Annotated in this window: 14 protein-coding genes and 1 pseudogene; 7 read left to right on the forward strand and 8 right to left on the reverse strand. The window is 55.8% G+C overall.

The window, feature by feature from the left end; genetic code table 11:
- Positions 1-423 (reverse strand): annotated as a pseudogene (locus ABYV26_RS10805) (hypothetical protein); the annotation flags it as partial.
- 213 nt (positions 424-636) lie between these two features.
- Between ABYV26_RS10805 and ABYV26_RS10810 the strand changes: the two are divergent.
- Together ABYV26_RS10810 and upp are read left to right on the forward strand one after the other, a co-directional pair.
- Positions 637-933, forward strand: coding sequence for a hypothetical protein (locus ABYV26_RS10810; RefSeq protein WP_372680876.1), 297 nt, complete (start codon positions 637-639; stop codon positions 931-933).
- A gap of 69 nt (positions 934-1,002) precedes the next feature.
- Positions 1,003-1,629 carry a uracil phosphoribosyltransferase gene (gene upp, locus ABYV26_RS10815; protein WP_372680878.1) on the forward strand — a complete coding sequence of 209 codons (627 nt, stop codon included), beginning with the start codon at positions 1,003-1,005 and terminating at the stop codon, positions 1,627-1,629.
- A 104-nt stretch (positions 1,630-1,733) separates the two neighbouring features.
- On the opposite strand, the gene ABYV26_RS10820 is transcribed toward upp, so the two are convergent.
- The gene (locus tag ABYV26_RS10820) at positions 1,734-3,161 is read right to left on the reverse strand and encodes a coniferyl aldehyde dehydrogenase (RefSeq protein WP_372680879.1); all 1,428 of its coding nucleotides are present in this window, start codon (positions 3,159-3,161) and stop codon (positions 1,734-1,736) included.
- Positions 3,162-3,353: 192 nt separating this feature from the next.
- On the opposite strand from ABYV26_RS10820, the gene ABYV26_RS10825 reads away from it, so the two are divergent.
- The 3 genes from ABYV26_RS10825 to ABYV26_RS10835 are packed head-to-tail and all read left to right on the forward strand — an operon-like array spanning position 3,354 to position 5,864.
- Positions 3,354-4,589, forward strand: a complete 1,236-nt coding sequence (locus ABYV26_RS10825) for a nitrate/nitrite transporter (protein WP_372680881.1) — start codon at positions 3,354-3,356, stop codon at positions 4,587-4,589.
- A gap of 40 nt (positions 4,590-4,629) precedes the next feature.
- Positions 4,630-5,202, forward strand: a complete 573-nt coding sequence (locus tag ABYV26_RS10830) for a cob(I)yrinic acid a,c-diamide adenosyltransferase (RefSeq protein ID WP_372680882.1) — start codon at positions 4,630-4,632, stop codon at positions 5,200-5,202.
- 5 nt (positions 5,203-5,207) lie between these two features.
- Positions 5,208-5,864: a ferredoxin--NADP reductase gene (locus ABYV26_RS10835; RefSeq protein WP_372680884.1), complete on the forward strand. Its 657-nt coding sequence runs from the start codon at positions 5,208-5,210 to the stop codon at positions 5,862-5,864.
- A gap of 94 nt (positions 5,865-5,958) precedes the next feature.
- Here the strand turns inward: ABYV26_RS10835 and ABYV26_RS10840 are convergent, their stop codons facing one another.
- Entirely contained in the window at positions 5,959-6,147 is a 189-nt protein-coding gene (locus ABYV26_RS10840; RefSeq protein WP_372680886.1) for a CooT family nickel-binding protein, read from the reverse strand.
- Positions 6,148-6,319: 172 nt separating this feature from the next.
- Here ABYV26_RS10840 and ABYV26_RS10845 point away from each other — a divergent pair, with 172 nt between their 5' ends.
- Both ABYV26_RS10845 and ABYV26_RS10850 read left to right on the forward strand, forming a co-directional pair.
- Positions 6,320-6,796 carry a rhodanese-like domain-containing protein gene (locus tag ABYV26_RS10845; protein WP_372680888.1) on the forward strand — a complete coding sequence of 159 codons (477 nt, stop codon included), beginning with the start codon at positions 6,320-6,322 and terminating at the stop codon, positions 6,794-6,796.
- Between the two features lie 175 nt (positions 6,797-6,971).
- Complete coding sequence (locus tag ABYV26_RS10850; RefSeq protein WP_372680890.1) at positions 6,972-7,412, forward strand: Hsp20/alpha crystallin family protein; 441 nt, start codon at positions 6,972-6,974, stop codon at positions 7,410-7,412.
- A 57-nt stretch (positions 7,413-7,469) separates the two neighbouring features.
- Here ABYV26_RS10850 and ABYV26_RS10855 read toward each other — a convergent pair whose 3' ends face one another.
- The 5 genes from ABYV26_RS10855 to ABYV26_RS10875 all read right to left on the reverse strand — a co-directional run bounded on the left by ABYV26_RS10855 (position 7,470) and on the right by ABYV26_RS10875 (position 12,850).
- Entirely contained in the window at positions 7,470-8,876 is a 1,407-nt protein-coding gene (locus tag ABYV26_RS10855; protein ID WP_372680892.1) for a sigma-54-dependent transcriptional regulator, read from the reverse strand.
- A 3-nt stretch (positions 8,877-8,879) separates the two neighbouring features.
- Positions 8,880-10,397 carry a nitrogen regulation protein NR(II) gene (locus ABYV26_RS10860; protein WP_372680894.1) on the reverse strand — a complete coding sequence of 506 codons (1,518 nt, stop codon included), beginning with the start codon at positions 10,395-10,397 and terminating at the stop codon, positions 8,880-8,882.
- Positions 10,397-10,831, reverse strand: a complete 435-nt coding sequence (locus ABYV26_RS10865) for a hypothetical protein (RefSeq protein WP_372680896.1) — start codon at positions 10,829-10,831, stop codon at positions 10,397-10,399. Before ABYV26_RS10865 ends, ABYV26_RS10860 begins: the two co-directional genes overlap by 1 nt.
- Before the next feature lie 161 nt (positions 10,832-10,992).
- Positions 10,993-11,562 carry a hypothetical protein gene (locus ABYV26_RS10870; RefSeq protein ID WP_372680898.1) on the reverse strand — a complete coding sequence of 190 codons (570 nt, stop codon included), beginning with the start codon at positions 11,560-11,562 and terminating at the stop codon, positions 10,993-10,995.
- 142 nt (positions 11,563-11,704) lie between these two features.
- The gene (locus tag ABYV26_RS10875; RefSeq protein ID WP_372680900.1) at positions 11,705-12,850 is read right to left on the reverse strand and encodes a sulfite exporter TauE/SafE family protein; all 1,146 of its coding nucleotides are present in this window, start codon (positions 12,848-12,850) and stop codon (positions 11,705-11,707) included.
- Positions 12,851-12,881 lie beyond the last annotated feature (31 nt).

The following is a 12,881-nucleotide window of genomic DNA, read 5'->3' on the forward strand; positions in this document are numbered from 1 at the left end:
GGGTGACGATGTTGCGGCTGCCGCACCCGCTTGGCCGATGTTCAGGATGGCGATGTCGGCAAGATTCAGCCCGGCCGGCAGGGCGGTCTGAATCACCTGCCCCAACGGGTGCATGTAGTAGGCGGCAATCCACTTGAAAAACGGGATCATCGTTTCCGGAAAAAGGGGCGTGTCGTCGAGCACATCCAGGATATGTTTGATTTCCATGGCGTCAATCTTGTCGATTGGGTCACGTGCCGGGCCGATCAGGTAGCCGGTGACCCTTCGTCTGCCAAAGGGTACCAGTGCGCGCTTTCCCGGACAGGCCTGCGGTGCCAGATGTACCGGAACGCTGTAGCAGAACGTGTCATGGACCGGCAGGGCCACGGCCACCGAGACGATATGCCGGTGATCGACCAATTGATTTTCCTTGACAGGGTCCACGATGTCTTCTAGATATGAATTTTATGGAGTTGCAAGCGCTTGCCCCAATGGCAAGCTGCAAGTTCAGCGCATTATAGACTCGGAAAGATACGCTTTCAACCATATCATGCGTTGCATGTCTTCCCAATACCTGCTAATATCATAAAATTCGACGGTTTATCCGTCTACCGCAAGTATATGGCGGCAATCATAAAAAACAAAGGAGGAAACGGTATGAACGGGATCCTGAAACGCGTGATCGTCCTGCTGACCACGATGGCACTGGTTGTGGTTCCCTGCGCGACCTGTTTTGCCTCGAGTCTTGAACAGGATGATGACCTCATTGCTGGGAAAATGGCTGCCGAAGTGGTCGTCAGGCCCTTGGGACTTTGCGCCACGTTGATCGGAGGCGCGATTTTTGTCGTAACCCTTCCGTTTTCCGCCCTGGGCGGCAACGCCAATGCCGCCTATGACTACTTGTTGGCCGACCCATTCAGGTTCACCTTCGACAGACCGCTGGGTGAATTCTAACCATTCATCTGATCATAACATTAAAAAGATGCCCGGTGATCGATCACCGGGCTGACAAAAGGAGTCAGTGTGCCCGTACATCTCGTCGAACACCCGCTGATCAGACATAAAATCGGCCTCATGCGTGGGCATGACGTGTCCACCAAAAATTTCAGGGAGCTGGCCAATGAACTGGCTACCCTGCTCACCTATGAAGCCACCAAGGACCTGGAGACCGAAACCATGACCATCCAGGGATGGGCGGGCGAGGTGGTTGTTGAAAATATCAAAGGCAAGAAGATCACCGTGGTTCCGATTCTTCGTGCGGGGCTGGGGATGATGGACGGGGTGCTCAACCTGATCCCGTCGGCCAGGGTCAGCGTGGTGGGTTTGTATCGCAACGAGGAGACCCTGGAGCCGGTGCGCTACTATGTCAAGATGACCAGCAACATGGAAGAGCGGATCGCCCTGATCCTGGATCCCATGCTGGCCACGGGCGGCACCCTGGTGGCCACCATCGACTTGCTCAAAGAATCCGGCTGCAGGCAGATCCGGGGGCTGTTTCTGGTTGCCGCGCCCGAAGGGCTCAAACGGCTGGAAAAGGCCCATTCCGATGTTGATATTTATGTGGCTGCGATAGATGAAAAACTTAATGATATCGGTTATATAATACCTGGCTTGGGGGATGCGGGGGACAAGATTTTCGGAACCAAGTAAGATGCCAGGACAACAATATGGATGAAGCGCCGGTTTGCTCAACTGGCGTTTTTTTTTGCCCGAATCGACCCAGGGCACTGATTTCCCTTGATTTGACTCGCTCTTCAGCGAAGCAGGAATCGATAGAGCCAGCTGTGGATCCGACGGCCGTAAGGCGGCCAGGCCAGACGTGTGCTGTTGAGTCGTCCCCGGGAGAATACCGGCCGTGCCTTGGAAAAAGTCAGAAATCCGGCCCTGCCGTGATATGCGCCCATGCCTGACTGGCCGATTCCCCCAAAGGGCAGGTCGTCCTGGGCCACGTGGGCAAGGGTGTCGTTGATGCACACCCCGCCGGATCGTGTCTGGTCGAGAACGCGTTGGGTCCGCTTCCTGTTTTCGTCAAAGTAATACAGGGCGAGCGGCCGGGGCCGGCCGTTCACATAGTCGATGGCTTCGGCAACCCGCCGGTAGCTGACCATGGGAAGAATAGGGCCGAATATCTCCTCTTGCATGACAGTCATGTCGCCGGTGGGTTCCAGGACCAGCCAAACCGGCATTTTACCGGTATCGGAAAAGGCTTCTGCCGACGGGTTGATCTCGACCAGACGCCCACCCTTTTCCCTTGCATCGGTCAAGCAGCCGGAAAGCCTGTTGAACTGCCGTTGATTGACGATAGCCGTGTAGTCCGGGTTGGCTGCCATGGTGGGGTAGAGGCGGGTGACGGCTGCTGAAAATGCTTCTACAAACGCATCCAGACGGTTCTCCGGGCAGAGGAGATAGTCAGGCGCGATGCAGGTCTGACCGGCATTGAAGCACTTGCCGAAGGCGATTCGCTCGGCAGCGGTGTCAATGGGGTAGTCCGGCGCTACCATTGCCGGAGATTTTCCCCCCAATTCAAGGGTGACGGGGGTCAGGTTGTCGGCAGCCGCACGCATGACGTGGCGGCCGACAGCGGTGGATCCGGTGAAGAGCAGGTGGTCGAAATCCAGCCGGGAAAACGCCGCGGCGACATCGGCATCGCCGGTGACCACGGATACATGATCGTCGGCGAATACCCCGGCCAGCATTTCGCGAAGGGTCTGTGTGGTGTTGGGGGTATATTCGCTGGCTTTGATCATGACCCGGTTGCCGGCAGCCAGGGCTCCGGTCAGCGGTCCGATGGTCAGGTAGACGGGGTAGTTCCACGGGGAGATGACGCCGACCACGCCCAGGGGCTGATAAAGCACCCGCGCCTGTGCCGGTTGAAATATGATTCCGACCCGCCGTCGGTCGGGCCGCATCCAGCGATTCACTAGATCTGCCGCATCGCGGATGCCTTCGAGGCTGGGAAAAATTTCCGCCAACAGGGTTTCGTCGCGGCTGCGTCCGTTGAAATCCGCGTCAATGGCCTCGGCCAGGCGGTGCCGGAAGGCCTTCAGGGCTGCGGCCAGTTGCCTGAGGTGCCTTTTGCGCTGGTCGGCCGAGGGCATCGGATTCATTTGAAAGGCGGCACGCTGGTGCTTCAGCAGCTGCTGCAAGGCAAGGTGCGGTTTATCCGGCATGTTTGGCTGCATGGGCTGCTTGGCTCCTGCCTGAAGGTTGAAGGTTATGGATGAACTAACTTAACCATCCGCTGATCATTCGAAACCACCCATACTGAAAAAACTTGTCATCGCGTCTTGTGCAACGTATCCTGATCCAGTCGTTTTTCGACGACCGGGGGATGGTTTTCCGAATATTTTCATTCCATCGCAAGGCCAGGGTTCATGAATGCATCTTTTTTGACCACGCTGCGCGTATTCGTTCCGTTTGCGGCCGGATATTTTCTCTCTTACCTCTACCGGGTGGTCAATGCGGTCATCGCTCCGGACCTGGCGGCTGATCTGGGAATCGGCCCGTCGGCCTTAGGTATGCTGACCGCCATCTATTTCATTTCCTTTGCTTCAGCGCAATTGCCGCTGGGGGTGCTGCTGGATCGCTTCGGTCCCAGGCGAATGGAAGCGTTTCTGCTGCTTTTTGCCGGGCTGGGGGCCTATCTTTTTTCCCGATCCGGGTCGTTGGCCGGCCTGGTGGTGGCCCGGGCCTTTATCGGTTTCGGGGTGTCCGCCTGTCTCATGGCGGCTTTTAAAGCATACACCTTGTGGTTTCCCAAAGAACGCTGGCCGCTGGTGAACGGATTTCAAATGGCCGCCGGCGGCCTCGGTGCCCTGGCGGCGACCGCACCGGTGGAGGCAGCGCTGCAGACCACCGACTGGCGCGGCGTTTTCATGGTGCTGGCCATACTCACCCTGCTGGTGGCCGTGGCTGTTTACACGGTGGTTCCCGAACGACCGTCCAACGGGGCCGGCGAAAGTTTCAAGCGCCAGTTTCATGGCGTCAAGACCGTGTTCACCAGCCTTGAATTCTGGCGCGCGGCACCGTTAACCACCTTGTCCCAGGCGTCCTTTCTTGCCATACAAGGGCTCTGGGCCGGGCCCTGGCTCAAGGATGTGGCCGGTCTGGAGCGCATGGCAGCAGCCAATGTGTTGTTTTGGATCGCCGTGGCCATGATCGCGGGGTTCATCCTGTTGGGGTCGCTGGCCGATCGATTGAGCCGCTCAGGCATCAGCGTGCTCACGACGGCGGTGACGGGCATGGTTCTGTTCATGGGCGTGCAGGTGCTGATTCTGGCAGGGCCGGTGCGCTGGGCCTTACCCATGTGGGTGCTGTTCGGTTTTTTCGGCACGTCGGGTATCATCGCCTATGCAGCCTTATCCCAGCGGTTTCCGGTGCAGTTGTCCGGCCGGGTCACCACCGCCGTCAATCTGCTGGTGTTTGTCGCCGCCTTCCTGGGTCAGTGGGCCATCGGGGCCATCATTGGCCTCTGGCCGGTCGGTGTTGACGGGAGGTATGCCCTGGCGGGCTATCGCAGCGGTTTTTTAGTCATGTTGGCCATTCAGGCGATGACCCTGCTCTGGTTTTTCATGGCCAGCCGCATAATCAGGAACCGCCAAAAGGCGTAACCGCTTTTATTCGCCATCGGCAACCCTTGGAGAGATCAACATGAAAATTTATACCGGCACGGGAGACAGGGGCAAAACCAGCCTTTTCAGCGGGGAGCGGGTGTCAAAGAGCAGCCCGCGCCTCGAGGCCTATGGCGATCTGGACGAACTCAATTCCGTGATCGGGGCGGTTGCGGCGGTATTGGATGAGGGACAATCCGGGCTGAAAGATGAACTACAGGCCATTCAGGCGCTGCTGCTGGAATCCGGCGCCTGGCTGGCGACGACGCCCGGTGCCGCATCGACACGCTTTTTGAAACCGTTTACGATGGCGCCCGCCAACACCATGGAAGCCGCTATCGATCGCATGAACGCGTCCTTGCCCGAATTGAAGCATTTTATCCTGCCCGGGGGGCACTTGTCCGCATCACTTGCCCATATGGCCCGCACCGTCTGTCGACGAACGGAACGACGCGTGATCGAAATGGTTGAATATGAGGATGGTGAATCGGGTCCCACGGAAACCATGCAGCATATCCTCGTATTTCTCAACCGGCTTTCCGATTACCTTTTCGTACTCGCTCGATTCTGCAATCATCACCAGGGTCAGGGGGATGTGCAGTGGAATGGGTAGGTGGCATGCCTTGTTTTAGCGCCAACCTGGTGGACCGGCATTGGCTGGCCCCCGGCATCCTTGAAATCCGGCTGACCCGACCGGAGGGTGTCACCTTCATTCCCGGCCAGTTTCTGCGCTTTGTCATGGACGGCTACGAGCGGGATTACACCATGGTTTCCACCCCGGATGCGGAAACCATTGATTTTTGCATCGCCGTGGTGAACGGGGGGCGCTTTTCCTGTGACATTCAAAAGGCTGGCATCGATGACACCCTTCAGTTGACCGGGCCCCACGGTCACTTCGTTTTCCAGGGCTCGGCGAATCCGTCGGTGTTCGTGGCCACGGGAACCGGGGTCGCCCCCTTTGTGGCCTTTTGCCGGAGCGGGGTGGATGCCGGCCTTTTGCTTCATGGCGTAGGCACCTCTGATCGGCTGATTTACCGGGATATTCTGCAATCAGGGCTGGGTGGCTATGTGCCATGCATCAGCCGCCCTTTCGAAAAAATGGATCTTCAGGACAACGCCTTTGCGGGCCGTGTCACGAATTACCTGGAGCAACACCTGAAACCCGACACTTATGACTTTTACCTGTGCGGTCGGGGGGCCATGATCCGGGATGTCACGGCAGTGATAGACCAGCAGTTCAGCGCTTCGCGGCTTTTTATTGAAACCTACGACTGACGATTCCGCAAGACGTCCGGTATTGGCCTTGCGCTTCATCGCCTTGGGATTTGCAAGCCTTGATTCCGGGTCGATCACCTACCCCTCTTGATCCTCACACCGGCTGGAAAACCATGCGCTTTTGGCTGTTGTCGTACCGCACCATTTTAGCGCTGAGCGTTCGTTCTTCGCCAAAGATGTTGACCAGCCGCATGCCGTCGGCTACCTCCTCGATGAGGTCCACATTTTCCAGCACTTTTTCTTCGACCCCGTTTTTTATGACAAAGACATTGACGTCGCACATGATCCTTCTCCGTTTCTTTATCCCCGCTACGCAGGCAAAGCGCCGAGGTTATGGATAATTGGCTTGCCGGACGTGAATGCGATTGATATTAACCATGCAATGGCTAGATTGCTCATGTTTGGCAAAGACAGATAATAACGCATTTACTGCTTTAATTAAAGGTGTTGGTCCCATGTTTAAACTGGCCGCCAAAGAGGCGCTCATCCTGATCGGCGCTGCCGTGGCCGTGGCGCTTGCCGTCTATGCGGTCAGGCCCGACAAGATCGGGATCACTCCTGCAGCGGTAAATCAAGACGCCTTGCAGCAGTCAGCGACCGAAAGGGGTTTTTCTGAAATTTCTCTCGAGGACGCCGTGCGCCTCTACCAGGAAAAGCGAGCCCTTTTTGCCGACGCGCGGCATGCCGCTGATTTTGTTGCGGGTCACATCAAGGGGGCCGTCAATCTCTATACGGCGGATCAAGAGATCTGGCTGGCCGAATTCCTTGCTGACACCGATCCCACTGTCGTGATCATTGCCTATTGCGATGGGGAGAACTGCCACTTGGCCCCAGCGCTCGCCGAGCTGCTTTTTTTCAACGGGTTCGGCAACGTCCGCTATCTCAAAAACGGGTGGAGCCGTTGGCGCGAAGGCGGCTATCCTGTGGAATGATCCTATGGCGCATCTCCTTTCCGGCGGGTATCTTGACTGGGCGACCTAAAAATTACTAAAACGAAAATTATAAAAAAGTAATTATAAAAAAAGTATTGACACGTGTCAGTCAATTCCTATCTTTGGGTCAAAAGAAGAAGCACGGTGATTAACCAGTAGATAGGGAGGAAGAACCATGCAACTCGTCAGATTCAATCCAACCAGAGAATTGGCCAATTTCAAGCACCCCATGAATATTTTCGATGACCTCTTCGGTGATTTCTTCAAGAGTGAGCGGGCGGACTTAACCCGGGGGTGGAACCCCAAGGTGGACGTCTTCGAGGAATCCGACCAGATCGTCATGAAGGCCGAACTGCCCGGCGTGGAGAAAGATAAGATCGCCATCGACGTCAACGGCCGGGTGCTTACCGTCAAGGGCGAGCGTTCGTCCGACGATGAGGTCAAGCAAGACCATTACTACAGACGTGAACGGTCATACGGCAGGTTCGAGCGTTCCTTTAGCCTGCCCGATGGAACCGATTCCGATAAGATTCAGGCCGCGTACAAGGACGGTGTTCTCACGCTCAACATCCCCAAACCTGAGTCCAGCAAGACGAAGCAGATAAGCGTACAATAACCGGTATGGATACCAATGAAAAAGGGTATGGGCGGAGGTTGGGTCCATGCCCTTTCTTCATTGAGAAGACGGCCGATAGGGATCGGCGGTGATGCCGTAGCGGCGCATGATCTGCTGCAGGGCCTGGCGTTCCAGACCGCAAGCTTTGGCCGCCTGGGTGACGTTTCCCTGGCTACGGGTAAGCATGTTCCCGATATAGGCGGCATTGAAGGCACTCAGATTGTTTTCTTTGGCCGCCTTGTAGGGTAGGTCCAGTGACGGTGTGATTTCCGCGATGGCCCCGGATGCCCTCTTTCTCCCAATGCCTACGTCCGAGGGCGCGATCTCGTCGGTGGCGGAAAAGAGAATTCCCTGCATGATCATGTTCTCCATTTGACGCACATTGCCCTCCCAACGGCTGCCGATTAAAATGTCCATCAATTCCGCTGAAAAACGCTTAAGGGGCTTGTTTAGCTTGCTGCAGTGCTTTTCCAACAGGTGATTGGCGATCAGCGGGATGTCTTCAGGCCGCTCGCGAAGCGGAGGCAATTGGATGGGCAGGACATTGAGGCGGTAGAAAAAATCCTCCCGGAAATCACCCGATTTTATTTTTTCAGCCAACGGCTGGTTCGTGGAAGCGATGATTCTTACATCCACGCGGACAGGCCGGGCGTCGCCCAGGGACTTGATCTCTTTTTCCTGCAGCACTCGCAGCAGTTTGGTTTGGATGGTGGGCGTGATGTCGCCGATTTCATCCAGGAAGATCGTGCCGGTGTGGGCCTCCTGGAACAGGCCCTTCTTGTCCCGGGTGGCGTGGGTGAATGCCCCTTTTTTATAGCCGAACAGTTCGCTTTCAAGGATCTGCTCCGGAACGGTCGGACAGTTTACCGCAATAAAGGGGCGCTTGCTGCGATTGCTCAAGGCGTGGACCGCCCGGGCGACCAGATCCTTGCCGGTGCCCGATTCACCGGTGATCAATACGGTGAGTTCGTTTTTGGCAACCATCTGGATGGTTTCATACACCCGCTGCATCTTGGGGCTCTTTCCTACCAGTTCCTGGAACATCTCCGTAGCGTGGCACTCATGGTGCAATCTCAGGTTCTCTTTGAGCAGGCGACTGCGTTCGAAGGCCTTTTCCAGACGCATGACCAGTGCATCGTGATCGAATGGCTTGGTGACGAAATCATAGGCGCCTCGTTTCATGGCCTCCACGGCCATCTCGATGTGTCCGTATGCAGTCATCATCACCACCGTCACCTCATCGCCGCGGTCGGCTTTAATCTGCTCCAGCACCTCGAGCCCGCTGATGCCCGGCATCTTGATATCTGCCAGGACCAGGTCGTAGTCGGTGGCACGCAGCATTTCTAAAGCTGCTTCTCCCGATGAGGCGGTTTCTACCTGACAACCCAGTTCGGGCTCCAGACTACGTTTCAGCAGGGTGAGCATATCCGGTTCGTCGTCCACGATAAGAAGATTCTGTTCCATGATTTATCTCCCTGAAAGCGGGGGTGAGACGGGCAGGGACAGCATAAATGCGGCGCCTTGTCCGAGTTCACTTTTTACGGTGATGTTGCCGCCGTGTCCCTTGACGATGCCATAGCTGACCGACAGCCCGAGGCCTGTGCCCTCGCCGGTGGGTTTGGTGGTGAAAAAGGGGTCGAAGATCCGCAGCAGGTTTTCCTTTTCAATGCCGTGCCCCGTATCCGAGACTTCCACGGTGATGCGGCTGGCCGACTCGTTGAGCCCGGTGGTAATGGTAATGGTACCGTTACGGTCGACCGCATGGATGGCATTCATCAACAGGTTGATGAGCACCTGCTTGATCTTTTTTTCATCCATGAGCGACGGGGGGAGATCGGATGCGAATACGGTGTCGATCCGAATATTTTCCAGGTTGCTGTGGTGACGCACGAAGCCGATGACCTCGTCGATCACGGCGTGGATGTCCAGATACTCCTTTTCGGGGCTGGATGTCCGCGCAAAATTGAGCAGATCTTCAACGATGGCCTTGCAGGATTTGACATGTTTCTCAATCGTTTTCAGGTCGTTAAATCGATCGGACCGAGGTTCTTCACCCCGCAGCAGGAGTTGGGTGTAGCCTAAAATGATGCCTAGCGGGTTGTTGATTTCGTGGGCGATCCCGGAAGAGAGTTCGCCGATGGAGGCCAATTTGTCCGCCTGGGCCATCTGTTTTTGCATCAACCGCCGCTGTTCGATGTCCTTGATCAGAAAATGAATGGTTTCGCCATCTTCGGCGGGGCTTTTGGCCAAGCTGCCGGAAAGCAGCATCCGGCGACGGGTGCCGTCTTTCAGCACCAGGTCGAACTCTTCACTCGAGATAAACCCGCGAGCCTCGATTTGTCGGCTAATTGCATCCCAGTCGGCGGGGTCGGATAAAAAATCCTGGAAAGCGAGCCCATGGATCTTATCCTCGCTGTCGGCAGCATTTAAACCGACCATACTCCTGCCCGCCGGGTTCAGGTTGACGATTTGACCATCCTTGCGGGTCACCAGGATCATGTCTTTGGAAACTTCGAAAATCCGTCGGTACTTCTGCTCCGAAATGACCAGCGCCTCGGTGCGTTTATCCACCAGTTGCTCCAGGTTCTGGTTGAGGTAGAGCAACTCTTCGTGGGCATTTTGCAGGGCCTGGCGGTCTTTCAGAATCGTACCGTAAATCGCCCATGTCCGTTCGAAAAAGAGGGTGACCGATCCCACCATGACAAAGGTAAAGGTGTTGATGGCGCCGGAAAAGGGCTGTATGGCCGTCCACAGGTTCGGCTGATTGGACAGCAGGAAGATCTGTTTGAGCAGATGGCCGGCGGATCGAGAGATGGCAAACACGAACAGTGCAAAGCATACCCATAACAGGTAGGTGACGATGATGTTGTTGGGGTCCTTCCGCTTGAGTTGCAGACACAATCCGAAACTCAGGAATGCCAAGACGATCATCAGGATAGATCCGACGACGTCGACCAGCCATATGGGAATCAAAGAGGCGGTCATCACCGGACTCCCGAGCCGGATTCCACGGGCCGAACCTGGTTGAGCATATGGCGCAATCCCAGCATCAGAAAGACCATGGCCGGTACGCACAACAGGTGATCCAGTTTCGCCAGGTAGTAAAACGCCGCCAACCACTCCCGACCCTCTTCCACCGCAACATGGATCTGCCAGCCGCCGAGATTTTGCACCTTCACGGCCATAATCTGTTCATCCAGGAAGTGAACCAGAATCGTGTCCACGTTCCACAAGATGAAAAACAACGCCGCATATTGTATGGAACGCCAACCCGGCTCCTTGACCAGTCCTGCCCGCCTGAGCCAGTAGATCAGGAGCAACATCGAAAAGATGAAAAAGAGATGGGCGAACTGGTGAACCCACACTCCTTCGATGCCGGCGTGTCCCTGGGTGGCCAGAGAAGGGCTGCTTGAAAACAACGTGACGCAGAAACACCAGCATGCCGCGGCATGAGGAAAGAGACGGCCAGGGTTCTGTCGGTTCGTGCTCATTGTTGTATAGTTTACACCCCCTGGTAAATCTGCGTTGAGATTGACAGGCCGCCAACCCCTCCGCGCGTTTGAATTCCCGATGGGGTGTGTTAGGACGTTTTATTGCCCTGATGACTGGATTTGTCGGCGGCATCCAGCATTTTCTGTACGCCTTTGAAATAGGGAAGATAGGGTCTCATATATTTGAACAGGATCCGGCTGAGAATGTACATGGGGATGAACGTGAACATGTAGCCCACACCGTTGTCGAACAGAAGGGAGAGGGGGGGCGCCACCGGAAAATCAACATCGGCGAAGCGTGTACCCAGCCACCCCATGGCAAAGGGGAGTGGCCACAGAATGCCGGCGCTGTAGGCCACCATGGTGAAAAAACCCTTGCCCCAGACATCGGTGGCCTCTTTGTTCAAAGCCTTGTAGCCCGCTTTGTCGCCGGCCTGGTAGGCCGCTATGGACAAGCGTTCTTTTTCCACCATTTCTGCCGATATCCGATCCACATAGGGCTTGTTGAATTTAAGTGCCAGGGAAACGGAAAGTTCACCGACGATGACGCACAGAAAAGAGAGAATGAGGGTCCCGATCAGAAAGTTGGCGATAGGAATGTCGGTCATCCGGTAAAAAAAAATCAGGAATAGATCTATTTTGACATAAATGCTGTGCAAGATATTTTCCATGGATAGGTAAGCGCATAGTAACGGTTATGTGCGGTGAAATCGCTGATGGGCGATTCGCTGACAGGACCGGTGCCGGGCGAAAACCCGGCACCGGTAAGGTATATATACAACAGCAACCAACTGCGTTGTCTTACAGCATCGCGATGCCGAAGAATCCTCTCAAGGTATAGCGCAGGCCAATGTAAAGTGCCAAAACGATGAATATGCCCTTGAGGACCTTTTCGGGGATGTACTTGCCGGTTCGCGGGCCGATCATGGAACCGATGAAGATACCGATCAATTCCACACCGATCAGTGACCAGTGTACCACTACGCCTTTGAGGACCATGAAGTTGAAAATCGCGAAAATCATGCCGATCAGCACCGACAGGGCGGACGTGCCCGCGACGACGAACATGGGCAGGCCGACCACGCTGGTGAGGAAGGGCACATACAAGAACCCACCGCCGATCCCCAAGAAGGAAGCCAGGGCGGAAATGAAGAAACCGCCTGCCAACGCCCACAACGGACTGAAGGTAAACGTCTGACCGAAAAAGGAAATCTCGGTTTCGGCCAGGCTCCATTTGGACGTCTTGACGCCTTGATCTTCAATGGCGACCTTGGCTTTGGCGGCCTCCTCAAAGGCCTTGGCCGCTGCTTTGGCCGCTTTTTTGGAGGCTTGTCCTTTGGGGGTCATTTCATAGACCATGAACCCGCCGATGATGAAGACCACCAGGCCGAAGTAGCCCTGGTACTGGGAGAAACTGATCTTTCCGGCGCTGGTGTAGACCACCAGAAGGGTGGCCAGCAGGGCGCCTATGCCCAGGAAGATCCCCAGGGATGCCACCAATCGTTTCTGTTTCCAGTAGTTGAAGCTGGAGACCAGGGCGGAGGTTCCCACCAACCACTGGTTGGAGACCCGGATGCTGTCGGTGATGGTCTTGTTTAGGCCGGGGGCGGTTTCCTTGAACGTCTTGGCGTATGAACCCAGGCCATAGATGGTCATGTGACCGACGCCGGCCATGATGCCTCCGAAAGCCCCGACCGTCGAAAAGATCCAGCCCACCCAGATGGCCCACAAGAAGCCGACGATGGGATTGAGTTGGGGGCCGCCGGGAATCCCCAGATACCCCGGTTTGCCGTTGGGGTCGATCTGGCCTTTTTCCGTTCCCTGGGGCGCTTGTGCTATGGCTTCTTCCAGGCTGGCACTATGGGCCGTGCCGGCGATCATGATCGGTACGGCGGCGAAACAGAAAATCAGGAGCAACACGGTAATGAATTTAAAATTGATGTTCATATATCTCCTCCATGAAGTTTGGTAGTCAGGA

The sequence above is a fragment of the Desulfosarcina sp. genome, from assembly GCF_041551955.1.
GTDB lineage: Bacteria > Desulfobacterota > Desulfobacteria > Desulfobacterales > Desulfosarcinaceae > Desulfosarcina.

Coding starts and splice junctions, on each gene's coding strand:
- ABYV26_RS10840 (WP_372680886.1), bottom strand. CDS start 6,147: ATGTGCGACGTCAATGTCTTTGTCATAAAAAACGGGGTCGAAGAAAAA.
- ABYV26_RS10845 (WP_372680888.1), top strand. CDS start 6,320: ATGTTTAAACTGGCCGCCAAAGAGGCGCTCATCCTGATCGGCGCTGCC.
- ABYV26_RS10855 (WP_372680892.1), bottom strand. CDS start 8,876: ATGGAACAGAATCTTCTTATCGTGGACGACGAACCGGATATGCTCACC.
- ABYV26_RS10810 (WP_372680876.1), top strand. CDS start 637: ATGAACGGGATCCTGAAACGCGTGATCGTCCTGCTGACCACGATGGCA.
- ABYV26_RS10860 (WP_372680894.1), bottom strand. CDS start 10,397: ATGACCGCCTCTTTGATTCCCATATGGCTGGTCGACGTCGTCGGATCT.
- ABYV26_RS10820 (WP_372680879.1), bottom strand. CDS start 3,161: ATGCAGCCAAACATGCCGGATAAACCGCACCTTGCCTTGCAGCAGCTG.
- ABYV26_RS10830 (WP_372680882.1), top strand. CDS start 4,630: ATGAAAATTTATACCGGCACGGGAGACAGGGGCAAAACCAGCCTTTTC.
- ABYV26_RS10825 (WP_372680881.1), top strand. CDS start 3,354: ATGAATGCATCTTTTTTGACCACGCTGCGCGTATTCGTTCCGTTTGCG.
- ABYV26_RS10850 (WP_372680890.1), top strand. CDS start 6,972: ATGCAACTCGTCAGATTCAATCCAACCAGAGAATTGGCCAATTTCAAG.
- ABYV26_RS10875 (WP_372680900.1), bottom strand. CDS start 12,850: ATGAACATCAATTTTAAATTCATTACCGTGTTGCTCCTGATTTTCTGT.
- ABYV26_RS10835 (WP_372680884.1), top strand. CDS start 5,208: ATGCCTTGTTTTAGCGCCAACCTGGTGGACCGGCATTGGCTGGCCCCC.